At 58.5% G+C, this 11,837-nt stretch carries 13 protein-coding genes, 1 tRNA gene and 1 pseudogene; 7 read left to right on the top strand and 8 right to left on the bottom strand.

The features are described from left to right. Window positions 1-92: 92 nt before the first annotated feature. The 5 genes from secF to queA all read right to left on the bottom strand — a co-directional run bounded on the left by secF (window position 93) and on the right by queA (window position 5,500). The gene (gene secF, locus HX814_RS21650) at window positions 93-1,007 is read right to left on the bottom strand and encodes a protein translocase subunit SecF (protein ID WP_003210311.1); all 915 of its coding nucleotides are present in this window, start codon (window positions 1,005-1,007) and stop codon (window positions 93-95) included. Window positions 1,008-1,016: 9 nt separating this feature from the next. Continuing rightward, window positions 1,017-2,885, bottom strand: a complete 1,869-nt coding sequence (gene secD / locus HX814_RS21655; protein ID WP_003210312.1) for a protein translocase subunit SecD — start codon at window positions 2,883-2,885, stop codon at window positions 1,017-1,019. Between the two features lie 62 nt (window positions 2,886-2,947). Further along, on the bottom strand, window positions 2,948-3,286 hold the full coding sequence (gene yajC / locus HX814_RS21660; RefSeq protein WP_003175975.1) for a preprotein translocase subunit YajC: 339 nt from the start codon (window positions 3,284-3,286) through the stop codon (window positions 2,948-2,950). Between the two features lie 43 nt (window positions 3,287-3,329). Beyond that, window positions 3,330-4,445: a tRNA guanosine(34) transglycosylase Tgt gene (gene tgt / locus HX814_RS21665; RefSeq protein WP_003210314.1), complete on the bottom strand. Its 1,116-nt coding sequence runs from the start codon at window positions 4,443-4,445 to the stop codon at window positions 3,330-3,332. Between the two features lie 5 nt (window positions 4,446-4,450). After that, on the bottom strand, window positions 4,451-5,500 hold the full coding sequence (queA, locus tag HX814_RS21670) for a tRNA preQ1(34) S-adenosylmethionine ribosyltransferase-isomerase QueA (protein ID WP_003210316.1): 1,050 nt from the start codon (window positions 5,498-5,500) through the stop codon (window positions 4,451-4,453). A 108-nt stretch (window positions 5,501-5,608) separates the two neighbouring features. Between queA and HX814_RS21675 the strand changes: the two genes are divergently transcribed. Continuing rightward, window positions 5,609-5,693, top strand: a tRNA-Leu gene (locus HX814_RS21675). Between the two features lie 94 nt (window positions 5,694-5,787). Next, on the top strand, window positions 5,788-6,117 hold the full coding sequence (locus HX814_RS21680; protein WP_003210318.1) for a hypothetical protein: 330 nt from the start codon (window positions 5,788-5,790) through the stop codon (window positions 6,115-6,117). On the opposite strand, the gene HX814_RS21685 is transcribed toward HX814_RS21680, so the two are convergent. Beyond that, entirely contained in the window at window positions 6,114-6,749 is a 636-nt protein-coding gene (locus tag HX814_RS21685) for a LysE family translocator (protein ID WP_003210319.1), read from the bottom strand. The genes HX814_RS21680 and HX814_RS21685 overlap by 4 nt on opposite strands. Before the next feature lie 157 nt (window positions 6,750-6,906). Between HX814_RS21685 and HX814_RS21690 the strand changes: the two genes are divergently transcribed. From HX814_RS21690 to HX814_RS21710, 5 genes and pseudogenes are all read left to right on the top strand, one after another. Beyond that, complete coding sequence (locus tag HX814_RS21690) at window positions 6,907-7,275, top strand: PH domain-containing protein (RefSeq protein ID WP_003210321.1); 369 nt, start codon at window positions 6,907-6,909, stop codon at window positions 7,273-7,275. 37 nt (window positions 7,276-7,312) lie between these two features. Beyond that, entirely contained in the window at window positions 7,313-7,633 is a 321-nt protein-coding gene (locus HX814_RS21695; RefSeq protein WP_008438441.1) for a hypothetical protein, read from the top strand. A gap of 125 nt (window positions 7,634-7,758) precedes the next feature. Then, window positions 7,759-8,914 (top strand): annotated as a pseudogene (locus HX814_RS21700) (S-type pyocin domain-containing protein). 14 nt (window positions 8,915-8,928) lie between these two features. Beyond that, window positions 8,929-9,207 (top strand): colicin E3-like toxin immunity protein, encoded by a 279-nt coding sequence (locus HX814_RS21705; RefSeq protein ID WP_008438442.1) that lies wholly within the window; start codon window positions 8,929-8,931, stop codon window positions 9,205-9,207. Window positions 9,208-9,216: 9 nt separating this feature from the next. Beyond that, window positions 9,217-9,687, top strand: a complete 471-nt coding sequence (locus HX814_RS21710) for a hypothetical protein (protein WP_083853253.1) — start codon at window positions 9,217-9,219, stop codon at window positions 9,685-9,687. Here HX814_RS21710 and HX814_RS21715 read toward each other — a convergent pair. Both HX814_RS21715 and HX814_RS21720 read right to left on the bottom strand, forming a co-directional pair. Further along, the gene (locus HX814_RS21715; protein ID WP_177008162.1) at window positions 9,644-11,041 is read right to left on the bottom strand and encodes a sensor histidine kinase; all 1,398 of its coding nucleotides are present in this window, start codon (window positions 11,039-11,041) and stop codon (window positions 9,644-9,646) included. The two genes, HX814_RS21710 and HX814_RS21715, sit on opposite strands and share 44 nt — an antisense overlap. After that, window positions 11,038-11,700: a response regulator gene (locus tag HX814_RS21720; protein WP_177008163.1), complete on the bottom strand. Its 663-nt coding sequence runs from the start codon at window positions 11,698-11,700 to the stop codon at window positions 11,038-11,040. Before HX814_RS21720 ends, HX814_RS21715 begins: the two co-directional genes overlap by 4 nt. Between the last annotated feature and the right edge of the window lie 137 nt (window positions 11,701-11,837).

The following is an 11,837-nucleotide window of genomic DNA, read 5'->3' on the forward strand; positions in this document are numbered from 1 at the left end:
ACGATCCGCGCTATACCCAGCCTTGGAGCAAAAAAAAAGGCGCGAGTTCAATACTCGCGCCTTATTTGTAACAGCAGATCAACAATCACCCATCAAGGGCGGTCGTCGACCTCCTTGCCGGTGCTGGCAGGAGGGATCAGGTCTTCGCTGTTGAGGTTCAGCCAGATCAGTACCACGTTGGCGATGTAGATCGACGAGTAGGTACCCGCCAGCACGCCGATGAACAGCGACAGCGAGAAGCCCCACAGGTTGTCGCCACCGAACACCATCAGTGCGGCAATCGCCAGTAAGGTGGAGATCGAAGTCGCCATGGTGCGCAGCAGGGTCTGGGTGGTGGAGATGTTGATGTTCTCGATCAACGTCGCCTTGCGCAGCACCCGGAAGTTCTCACGAACCCGGTCGAATACCACGATGGTGTCATTGAGGGAGTAGCCAATGATTGCCAGCACCGCCGCCAATACCGTCAGGTCGAAGGTGATCTGGAAGTAGGCCAGGATACCCACGGTCACGATCACGTCGTGGATCAGCGACACAATGGCGCCGACACCGAACTTCCACTGAAAGCGGAAAGCCAGGTAGATCATGATGCCGACCAGCGCCATCAGCATGCCGAGGCCGCCTTGGTCGCGCAGCTCTTCACCTACCTGCGGGCCCACGAACTCGACGCGCTTGACCGACGCCGGGTTGTCGCCGCCGACCTTCTGCAAGGCCTCGGCTACCTGGTGACCCAGTTGCGGGTCTTCGCCGGGCATCCGCACCAGCAGGTCGGTGGTTGCACCAAAGCTCTGCACGATAGCTTCGTGATAGCCGGCCTTGACCAGCTCGTTGCGCACCAGGCTAACGTCGGCCGGCTTCTCGTAGGTCAGCTCGATGAGCGTACCGCCGGTGAAGTCCAGACCGTAGTTCAGGCCCTTATGGAACCAGCTGAACAACGCCAGAACGGTAAGGAGCATGGTGAAGCCGAACGCAACGTTGCGAACGCCCATGAAGTTGATTGTACGTAACATGGCAGCCCCTTAAATCCACAACTTCTTGAAGTCACGTCCGCCAAAGATCAGGTTGACCATTGCGCGGGTCACCATGATGGCCGTGAACATCGAGGTAAAGATACCGAGGGACATGGTCACCGCAAAACCTTTGACCGGGCCGGTGCCCATGGCAAAGAGAATCCCGCCGACCAACAGGGTGGTCAGGTTGGAGTCGAGAATTGCAGTAAATGCCCGGCCGAAGCCTTCGTTGATTGCCCGTTGCACGGTCATGCCCGCAGCAATCTCTTCACGAATCCGCGAGAAGATCAGTACGTTGGCGTCAACCGCCATACCCATGGTGAGTACGATACCGGCGATACCTGGCAGGGTCAGCGTTGCACCCAGCAGCGACATCAGGGCCAGCAGCATCACCATGTTGCCCGCCAGCGCGACGGTGGCGATGACGCCGAAGAAGCGATAGATGGCGATGATGAACAGGGAGACGAACAGCATGCCCCACAGTGCAGCGTCGATACCCTTGGTGATGTTGTCAGCACCCAGGCTCGGGCCGATGGTACGTTCTTCAGCGAAGTACATCGGGGCGGCCAGGCCACCGGCACGCAGCAGCAGCGCCAGTTCGGATGACTCACCCTGGCCGTTCAGGCCGGTGATGCGGAATTGAGCACCCAGCGGCGACTGGATGGTCGCCAGGCTGATGATCTTCTTCTCTTCTTTAAAGGTCTGTACCGGTACGTCTTTCTCGACGCCGTCGACCACTTGCTTGGTGTAGGTGGTGACAGGACGCTGCTCGATGAAGATCACCGCCATGCTGCGACCGACGTTGCTGCGGGTTGCGCGGCTCATCAGTTCGCCGCCGTGGCCATCCAGGCGGATGTTCACTTCAGGCGTACCGTGCTCGCCGAAACCAGCCTTGGCGTCGGTCACCTGGTCACCCGTAATGATCAAGCCACGCTCGATCAGTGCAGGTGGACGATTGCCTTCACGGAACTCGAACTCTTCTGCAGTAGCACGGGTAGCACCCGGCTCAGCCGCCAGGCGGAATTCCAGGTTGGCTGTTTTACCCAGGATACGCTTGGCTTCAGCGGTGTCCTGCACGCCCGGCAGTTCAACCACGATGCGGTTGGCACCCTGGCGCTGAACGATCGGCTCGGCCACACCCAGCTCGTTGACGCGGTTACGTACCGTGGTCAAGTTCTGCTTGATCGAGTATTCACGGATTTCCGCCAGCTTGGCCGGGGTCATCGCCAGACGCAGTACCGCCTGACCATTGAGGTCGGCCGGAACAATGTCGAAATCGTTGAAGTTCTTGCGGATCAGCGCACGGGCCTGTTCGCGGGTTGCTTCGTCAGCAAAGCCCAGCTGAATGGCACCGTTGAGCTGCGGCAGGCTGCGATAACGCAGGCGCTCTTTACGCAGCAGGCTCTTCACATCGCCTTCGTAGACTTTCAGGCGAGCGTCGAGGGCCTTGTCCATGTCCACTTCCAGCAGGAAGTGCACACCACCGGACAAGTCCAGACCCAGCTTCATCGGGTGTGCGCCGATCGCGCGCAGCCATTTTGGCGTGGTCTGTGCCAGGTTCAGTGCGACGACGTAGTCATCACCCATGACCTTGCGCACAACGTCTTTTGCCGGCAATTGGTCTTCTTGCTTGGTCAGGCGCAACAAGCCGCCCTTCGCATCAGCAGCCAAACTTGCCGCTTTAACCTGGATACCCGCGTCGGTGAGCGCTTTGCTCGCACGGTCCAGATCAGCCTGATTGACCTGCAGCGCAGTGCTGGCGCCAGTGATCTGGATAGCCGGGTCATCAGGATAGAGATTGGGAGCGGAATAAATAAAACCGATCGCCAGCACCGCCAGGATCAGTACGTATTTCCACAGAGGGTATTTGTTCAGCATCACGCCGCCCGCTTATAACGCGGGGCGCCTTGCGCGCCCCGTCGATTGGTAAAGGTTGTTACTTAGATCGCTTTGAGCGTGCCTTTTGGCAGCGTGGCAGCGATGGCGCCCTTCTGGAACTTCATTTCTACGGTGTCGGAGACTTCCAGAACCACGAAAGCGTCGGACACTTTAGTGATCTTGCCGGCGATGCCGCCAGTGGTCACGACTTCGTCGCCTTTCTGCAAGCTGCCCAGCAGGTTCTTCTGCTCTTTGGCGCGCTTGGCCTGTGGACGCCAGATCATCAGGTAGAAGATGACCAGGAAGCCGACCAGGAAAATCCACTCAAAACCACCGCCCATAGGACCGGCAGCGGCCGGTGCAGCGGCATCAGCCATGGCATTAGAGATAAAAAAGCTCATTTAGCACTCCAGTTGCAAATAGTGAATCTTAGGGTCGGAAAACTCAGTCCAAGGGCGGCACAGGCAGCCCGCGCTTGGCATAGAAGGCATCGACGAAGGCGGCCAATGTACCCTGTTGAATAGCCTCGCGCAAACCAGCCATCAGGACTTGGTAGTGACGCAAATTGTGGATGGTATTCAACATGCTACCCAGCATTTCCCCACACTTGTCCAGATGGTGCAGATAAGCGCGCGAGAAGTTCTGGCAGGTGTAGCAGTCACAGGTAGGATCCAGCGGCGATTCATCATGGCGATGGAACGCGTTACGGATCTTCAGCACGCCTGTATCGATGAACAGATGCCCATTGCGGGCATTACGGGTTGGCATCACGCAATCGAACATGTCCACACCGCGGCGCACACCCTCTACGAGATCCTCCGGTTTGCCAACGCCCATAAGGTAACGAGGTTTGTCAGCCGGCATCAGGCCCGGCAGGTAATCCAGCACCTTGATCATCTCGTGCTTGGGCTCGCCCACCGACAGGCCGCCGATGGCCAGGCCGTCGAAGCCGATCTTGTCCAGGCCTTCCAGCGAGCGCTTGCGCAAGCTTTCATGCATGCCGCCCTGCACGATACCGAACAGGGCAGCGGTGTTATCGCCATGGGCGTTTTTCGAGCGCTGGGCCCAACGCAACGACAGCTCCATGGAAATCCGCGCGACGTCTTCATCGGCCGGGTACGGCGTGCACTCGTCGAAAATCATCACGATGTCGGAGCCCAGGTCACGTTGCACCTGCATCGACTCTTCCGGGCCCATGAACACTTTGGCGCCGTCCACCGGGGAGGCGAAGGTCACGCCCTCCTCCTTGATCTTGCGCATGGCGCCCAGGCTGAACACCTGGAACCCACCGGAGTCAGTGAGGATCGGGCCTTGCCACTTCATGAAGTCATGCAGGTCGCCATGCTTCTTGATCACTTCGGTGCCCGGGCGCAGCCACAGGTGGAAGGTGTTGCCCAGGATAATTTCGGCGCCCGTGGCGACGATGTCACGCGGCAGCATGCCTTTTACCGTGCCGTAGGTACCGACCGGCATAAAAGCCGGGGTCTCGACGGTACCGCGAGGGAAAGTCAAACGGCCGCGGCGAGCTTTACCATCCGTGGCCAGCAATTCAAACGACATACGACTCATGATTGTTCCTCTGGGCCGCGCGGCGCCGGATTACGGGTGATAAACATCGCATCACCGTAGCTGAAAAAACGGTATCCGTTATCGATGGCGGCTTGATAAGCGGCCATGGTCTCGGGATAACCGGCAAATGCCGACACCAGCATCAACAGCGTGGATTCCGGCAAATGGAAATTGGTCACCAGGGCATCGACCACATGAAACGGCCGGCCCGGGTAGATAAAGATGTCTGTGTCGCCACTGAACGGCTTGAGCACGCCATCGCGCGCCGCGCTTTCCAGCGAGCGCACGCTGGTCGTACCGACCGCCACCACCCGCCCGCCGCGCGCCTTGCACGCGTCAACCGCATCCACGACGTCCTGGCTGACTTCCAGCCACTCGCTGTGCATATGGTGGTCTTCGATGTTATCCACACGCACCGGCTGAAACGTGCCGGCCCCCACGTGCAGGGTCACATAGGCCGTTTCAACGCCTTTAGCGGCGATCGCATCCAGCAGCGGCTGGTCGAAATGCAGCCCCGCCGTCGGTGCAGCCACGGCACCCAGGCGCTGGGAGTACACCGTCTGATAACGCTCGCGGTCCGAGTCTTCGTCGGGGCGGTCTATATAAGGAGGCAGCGGCATGTGGCCGACACGCTCGAGCAGCGGCAACACTTCCTCAGCAAACCCCAGCTCGAACAACGCATCGTGACGGGCCAGCATTTCTGCTTCGCCACCGCCATCGATAAGGATCTTCGAACCCGGTTTCGGCGACTTGCTGGAGCGCACATGGGCCAGCACGCGATGGCTGTCCAGCACCCGCTCCACCAGAATTTCCAGCTTGCCGCCGGACGCTTTCTGGCCAAACAGCCGTGCCGGAATCACCCGGGTATTGTTGAAAACCATCAAGTCGCCCGGGCGTAAATGCTCAAGCAAATCAGTGAATTGACGGTGTGCGAGGGCACCGCTGACCCCGTCCAGGGTCAGCAGTCGACTGGCGCGACGCTCGGCCAAAGGGTGGCGAGCGATCAGCGAATCAGGGAGCTCAAAAGTAAAGTCAGCAACGCGCATGATGGGGTTCGTCTAGCAGGGCCGGGAAGTCTAGCGGAAATAGTGAAAATTGACCATGAAACGTGATTGACCAACGGTAATCTCATCTCTATACTTCGCCGCCATTGAGCCCTGATGGCGGAATTGGTAGACGCGGCGGATTCAAAATCCGTTTTCGAAAGGAGTGGGAGTTCGAGTCTCCCTCGGGGCACCATCTTAAAAAAAGACCTTGAAATTCAAGGTCTTTTTTTTCGCCTGCAGGAAAGTGATGATCAGCGGGCGAACGCGAGAAAAGAGGAACCTTGGCCATGGAACAGACGCTGGAAGCTGTAGCGCTTTTTGCGCTCAAGCTGGTGCATGAGACCGAAGGCGCGAGCCCGATTCTGCGGGACGACCTGGTCATGGACGGCTATGAGCGGGAGGTGTTTGGCTTGCTGGTGCGCAAGGGCGATATCAATGCCATCCAGCATAAGATCGACGAGTGCCTGGCATTGGCCCTCGAATCCCTGGGCGGTGCACACACCGTGATGGGCCGCGAGCTGCAACGGCTTGCGGTGGATGCGCGCCAAGCGACGACACTCGAAGAACTCAATGCCCCGCTCAACGCACTCAAGGATTACCTGAAGGCGATCCTTTAACGCCTGCCTTCGACCGCCATGCGTACAGCCAGGCCCATCAGCACCGAGCCCATCAACCAGCGCTGTACGGTTTGCCAGACCGGTTTGCGGATGAAGAACCCCGCGATCGAGCCCGCCATCAGAGCGATCAGCCCGTTGACGCTCACGCTGATCATGATCTGCGTAAAGCCCAGTACCAGCGATTGCGACAGCACACTGGCGTGCCCGTTGGGGTCGATAAACTGGGGCAGCAACGACAGATACATCACTGCCACTTTGGGATTCAGCAGGTTGGTGACAAAGCCCATCATGAACAGCTTGCGCGGGCTGTCCTTGGGCAAGTCCCGCACCTGGAAGGGCGACCGGCCACCCGGCTTCACCGCCTGCCAGGCCAGGTAAACCAGATACAGCGCCCCGCCGAGCCGCAGCGCGTCGTAGGCATAGGGAACCGCCATCACCAACGCGGTGATACCCAATGCCGCGCAGAACATATAGACGACAAAACCCATCGCAACGCCGCCCAGGGAAATCAGCCCGGCCACTCGCCCCTGGCAGATCGACCGCGAAATGAGGTAAATCATGTTCGGGCCGGGCGTCAGCACCATGCCGAGCGAGATCAGGCCGTAGGCAAGCAGGCTGGAGAGTTCGGGCATGGTGTGGCTCCTTGACGACGTAAAATCTTGTAATGGCCGGCGGGTTGTTGGCGCCATGGTAGGTCGATAAAAGGAACGCCGTTAGATACAGATCCGCGAGCAAAACGTCATACACCGGTACCGGCGTCTGCTGCACCACTCACCCAAGGAAAGGCACATGATCGACTTCAACAACAAAGGCTTCTTCAAGCTCAAGCAAAACAACGAATACGCCGAGCGCGTTTCGTCATTGCTGCTGGATGATGAGCAGGTCATCGATTCCTACAAGGCCATGCGCGATGGGGTGGTGTTCACCACCAAGCGCATCATCGCCGTGAACGTGCAGGGAATTACCGGCAGCAAAAAGGATTTCACGTCCCTGCCGTATAAAAATATCGTCGCGTATTCGGTGGAAACCTCGGGGACCTTTGACCTGGATTCGGAGTTGGAGATTTACTTTTCGGCGGTGGGGAAAGTGAAGTTTGAATTCACGGGAAAGACGTCGATTGTTGAGATATCGAGGGTGATTTCCAGGCATGTGCTTTGAACCGTTACGAAAACTCCGCTTTTAAGGATTTCCCACTATGGGCCCAAAAACCGCAGAGCTAATCGATGTGCTTGAGGAACTTGCCATCCTGCTGGAAAGCGATGGGGACAATCACTGGAGCCGATGGATGCGTAAGGCCAAAACCTTATTGCAAGCATCCGATTACTCCGGAATCACCTATTTGCGCTCTGCATACGGCGGAATGGGCTCGTTCAATGACCTCGTTCTTGGACAAAGCAGCGAAGGCGGCGTTTTTTTCTGGAAGCCTGGATACAAGGAGTTGAACGACCGGTTGGACGGGTTACGTAATAAAGCCGCGCAGTTGGGCGCGCAGATACAGCGCTCTCAGGCAGAGTAAGCGTGCTTGAATCAATGTAGCGATTGCTAAAGTGACTTTCCCCACACCTCCCATCGAACAACGAGAATTTCAGGTTCTTCTCCGCTCTCATAGGCTCGCTTCCTTGCACAGGGAAGTGAGCAGCCATGACAGAGCGCGCGTATCCAATTACCGAAGAAGAGCAGCTGAAGCGGCGAATCCTGACGCCGCAGCCTAAGCAGATTCCGTATTCACCGTTCATTGATTTGTATGAAGCCCCTCCCGCGCCCACGCCTGAACCCGCGAGAATTCCAGGCCATGTATTCGCCAAGTCGTGCCAGTTGCCCGACGGGATCATCAGCTACAACAACCCCACCGGTTATGTGCCGCTTGAGCTGATCAAGGATTACGGCCACTTCACGCTGTTAGGCGGACGGGAAGTGGACAGCCAAGGCGGAGTTTCCCTCAGGAAAATCAGCGGTAGTGCCCTACCCGTTGGGCTTGGCCAGCTTGTGCTGCGCACATCCGCGTTGGAGTCCGCGGCTGCGGCGGTCGGTGCCGCCGCTGGGGGTTTGCTTGCAGGGCTGGTGGCGCTGGCCTGGCCGTCGGAGCTTGGCGACAGTGCGCTCTATGGAGCAGCTTCGTCACCTGCAAAAAGCCCGTTCGCGGATGCGGTTGCATATCGAGCAACGCGCCGATGGGACGCTGAAGGGATATGGGTTTTACACCGGTAAAAATACCGACTGGCAGATGATCGATGTGGTGCAGTTTCAGAGTCGTGACAGTCAGTTCGTGGCGGATCTTGGCGAGGGTGTGGAGCTGATTTGGACGCCGGCCATTGATCCTGGCGACACCCTTGGCATACCGGCATTGGAGGCTGCACCACAAGCGCCGGTGATGTGGATTTATCCGCCGACGGAGGCGGCCAAACAGATGCTGGTGAACCCGATTTATCCGCCGGAGTATCGGGATTTTATTCTGGTTTTTTCGGTGGAGTCGGGGGTTCGGCCGCTGTATGTGGTGGTTAACGAACCACGAAAGGGGCTTAAAAACCCGGACCATGATTATTTCCCGGCCCCCAACGCTGCAGACATAACAGGCTTTCCAGGTCTGATAGACCAAAGACCCGTGACACCTAGAAAAGGCGGTAGCGGCTTACGCGAGCGCTGGATAGATGCCAAAGGGAGGAAAATATAGTGGGATTCCAAGAAAGGCGAATTAGAAGTCTATCGAAACAGTGACCTTGCCCACCTAGACGCATTCGATCCCTACACCGGTGAGCGCCGAGGTCGAGCAAAACCCGAACGCCGCATATACAGATAAGTGGAAAACACATCATGGTTATGAAAGTCAGATTGCGTTGGTACGACAAGCAAAGCAATTACGTGAAGGCAGATGAATACTCGGCAGATATTGATGACGCGGAGAGCTTTTTTGAAACACTAGGGTTGAGTCAAGAAACGGCAATATATGCGGACGTGTTCAACGTTCGCCCAAGCTGGATAGCGACTATCCAACCGCATTTCCAGCACGTAATTGAACCCGTGAACTTCGATTACCAAATCTCTTTCAGCTACCAAGGCACATGGCCGCCCCAATCCTCCAAGAAACCATAAAGGAATCCAATGAAAAAGCCCCCTCTCTACCGCTCAGTCAACACCCGCACGCACAACGTGCGTCACGGCAGTTGCCGCACCTACAGGCAACAACGCCATAGTAAAAGCGAAAAGAATTCCATGCTCAGCCGTGGATCAATGCATAGCCATCACCGGCACGGTCTCGATTACACGCCACTATTTCGGTTTCTTCTGTCCAAGGTCGGCCATCATTGGGATGGTGTGTTCAGCGAAGCCAACGCCCGCCTGGACCGCCCGGAACCTGTGTTCTGGATGGTTGCTCTGCATGAAAGCGACAAAAAAGAGTACGTACGAACGGACGAATCCAGTTACTACAGCGGCTTATACGTCGACGAGACTGGTCTACTGCAAAAAGTTAACCCACAACTGACACCCGCGTTCATGAAGCCGTTTTGCGACTGCTGCACCCACACCTTCAACGGTGTGGTATTCCCACCGGTTCCACCCCACAGGCGCTAAAACTCAACCGCGCACACAACCCACCCACCTCCCGGTTATACAACTCCAACCGCCCCCCAATCTTCCCCACGATCATCTGCACAATCGCCAACCCCAACCCCGCCCCATTTGCATTCCCACGGCTATAAAACCGCTCGAACAACCGCCCAATCTCCCCCTCATCAATCCCCGGCCCCGCATCCTCCACACACAGCTGCACCCCTCCTGAATCCGTCCCCCGCACCACCACCCTCACCTCACTCCCCGCCGGCGAGAAATTCAGCGCATTGGTCACCAGGTTCTGCAGCGCAATCGCCAACGCTATCGGGTCCGTTTCAATCCAGCATTCCTCATCCCCTTCCAGCACCAACTCAACGCCTTTCTCCATCGCCAGGGGCGTCAGTTCCGCAAGTTCTTCGCGCACCAACTCCGTCAAAGGCACACGCACTCGTACGGTGTTGTTCAACTGCGGCTCGATCCGCGCCATGGTCAGCAGCTGGCTGCCAATGCGCGTCGCCCGGTCCACGCCATTTACCAGGAAGTCCAACGCCTCTCGCCGCTCCTCCCCGGTACCCGCGCTCTGGGCGTTCTGCGCGTGAATGCGCAATATCGCCAACGGCGTGCGCAGTTCATGCGCCGCGTCCGCGATAAACCGACGCTCCCGCTCCAGCAGGTCATCCACCTGCACCAGCAGGCGGTTCAGCGCGGTTTGCATCGGTTCCAGGTCCGCCGGCAACGGTTCAAGTTGCAGCGGTCGCAACGTATTGCTGTCCCGCCCGCGAATGGCCTGGGCCATGGCGCGCAGGGGCTTGAGGCCCCAGCCGATGGTCAGCCAGATCAACAACGCCAGCAGCGGCACGCCAATCAGGATGGGCCAGAGGGTGTGGCGGATGATGCGCTGGATCACGTCCTGGCGAATGTCGTCGCGCTCGCCCACCCAGATCAGCAGGCCTTGTTGCATGTCGGCGAGCATGAACGCGCACCAGTCATTGCCGTTTTCCATCAGGTCGTGAGGCCCGAGGGTGGTGGGCGGTGCGTTGAGGATCGGCGCGTCGGTGGAGCGCACCAGCAGTTGGCCGTCGGCGCGCCATACCTGAAAGGTCAGGCGGGTTTCGTAGGGGTGCGCGGCGCCGTCTTCGCCGACACGGCTCATGGCTTGATCGAAAGCCTGGTAGAGGCGGTCCCAGTCGGCATCGCCGGGATCGCGCTGGCGCAGTACGCCTTGCAGCAAACGGGCGCTTTGGGCGAGTTGGGCGTCGTAGACTTCTTCGATTTCGTGGTGGCTGTCCCGCAGCACGAGCCAACTGATCAGCCCATCACCCAGCAGGATCAGCACCAGTACCGGAATGAGGATGCGCGCGCGGACCGAATTCATGGTTTGAGTTCCACCATGTAGCCCACGCCACGCACGGTGCGGATCAGTTCGGTGGAGAGTTTTTTGCGCAGGTTGTGGATAAGGACTTCGAGGGTGTTGCTTTCGACGCGGTCCTGCCAGCCGTACAGCGCGCGGGACAACCGCTCGCGGGTGACGACTTTGCCGGGGCGCACCATCAGTTGGTGCAGCAGTTGGTATTCCATCGGCGTGACCACAACGTCCTCGCCTTGATAACTGACCTGTTGGGTCACCGGGTCCAGGCTCACGCCCGCATGTTCCAGCAATGGCTGCGCGCGGCCCTGGCTGCGGCGCAACAGGGCGCGCACACGGGCCTTGAACTCTTCGACGTCGAAGGGTTTGACCAGGTAGTCGTCGGCGCCGGCGTCCAGGCCGGCGATGCGCTCGGCGGTGCCGTCGCGGGCGGTAAGGATCAGCACCGGCAGGTCGTATTGCTCGGCGCGCAGGGTTTGCAGGAGTGAGAGGCCGTCGAGACGCGGCAGGCCGAGGTCGAGCAGCAGCAGGTCGAAGCTTTCGGTGCGTAACGCGTGCAAGGCGCTGACGCCATCCTGCAACCAGTCCAGGGTGTAGCCTTCGGCGCCCAGGGCCACGCGGATCCCTTGGCCAAGGGCACGATCATCTTCGACAAGGAGCAGGCGCATAACTGATTCTCTGGAGTAACCGGCGGCATGATGCCGTGTAACCGTCGAGGCTATTTCGGGAAAGATGTTACGGGCCGTTGCCAACTAAGCTTTCGCTAAGGTTGGTTTTGCACAGTGAAACCTCCTATGCCTGTTGA

Source organism: Pseudomonas sp. C8002, assembly GCF_013385765.1.
GTDB lineage: Bacteria > Pseudomonadota > Gammaproteobacteria > Pseudomonadales > Pseudomonadaceae > Aquipseudomonas.

Excerpts from the sequence above, each read along its gene's own strand:
- HX814_RS21685 (WP_003210319.1), bottom strand. The coding sequence starts at position 6,749 with ATGCCCGAACTCTCCAGCCTGCTTGCCTACGGCCTGATCTCGCTCGGC.
- HX814_RS21690 (WP_003210321.1), top strand. The coding sequence starts at position 6,907 with ATGATCGACTTCAACAACAAAGGCTTCTTCAAGCTCAAGCAAAACAAC.
- HX814_RS21705 (WP_008438442.1), top strand. The coding sequence starts at position 8,929 with ATGGTTATGAAAGTCAGATTGCGTTGGTACGACAAGCAAAGCAATTAC.
- yajC (WP_003175975.1), bottom strand. The coding sequence starts at position 3,286 with ATGAGCTTTTTTATCTCTAATGCCATGGCTGATGCCGCTGCACCGGCC.
- HX814_RS21710 (WP_083853253.1), top strand. The coding sequence starts at position 9,217 with ATGAAAAAGCCCCCTCTCTACCGCTCAGTCAACACCCGCACGCACAAC.
- tgt (WP_003210314.1), bottom strand. The coding sequence starts at position 4,445 with ATGTCGTTTGAATTGCTGGCCACGGATGGTAAAGCTCGCCGCGGCCGT.
- queA (WP_003210316.1), bottom strand. The coding sequence starts at position 5,500 with ATGCGCGTTGCTGACTTTACTTTTGAGCTCCCTGATTCGCTGATCGCT.
- HX814_RS21695 (WP_008438441.1), top strand. The coding sequence starts at position 7,313 with ATGGGCCCAAAAACCGCAGAGCTAATCGATGTGCTTGAGGAACTTGCC.
- HX814_RS21720 (WP_177008163.1), bottom strand. The coding sequence starts at position 11,700 with ATGCGCCTGCTCCTTGTCGAAGATGATCGTGCCCTTGGCCAAGGGATC.
- secD (WP_003210312.1), bottom strand. The coding sequence starts at position 2,885 with ATGCTGAACAAATACCCTCTGTGGAAATACGTACTGATCCTGGCGGTG.
- HX814_RS21715 (WP_177008162.1), bottom strand. The coding sequence starts at position 11,041 with ATGAATTCGGTCCGCGCGCGCATCCTCATTCCGGTACTGGTGCTGATC.
- secF (WP_003210311.1), bottom strand. The coding sequence starts at position 1,007 with ATGTTACGTACAATCAACTTCATGGGCGTTCGCAACGTTGCGTTCGGC.
- HX814_RS21680 (WP_003210318.1), top strand. The coding sequence starts at position 5,788 with ATGGAACAGACGCTGGAAGCTGTAGCGCTTTTTGCGCTCAAGCTGGTG.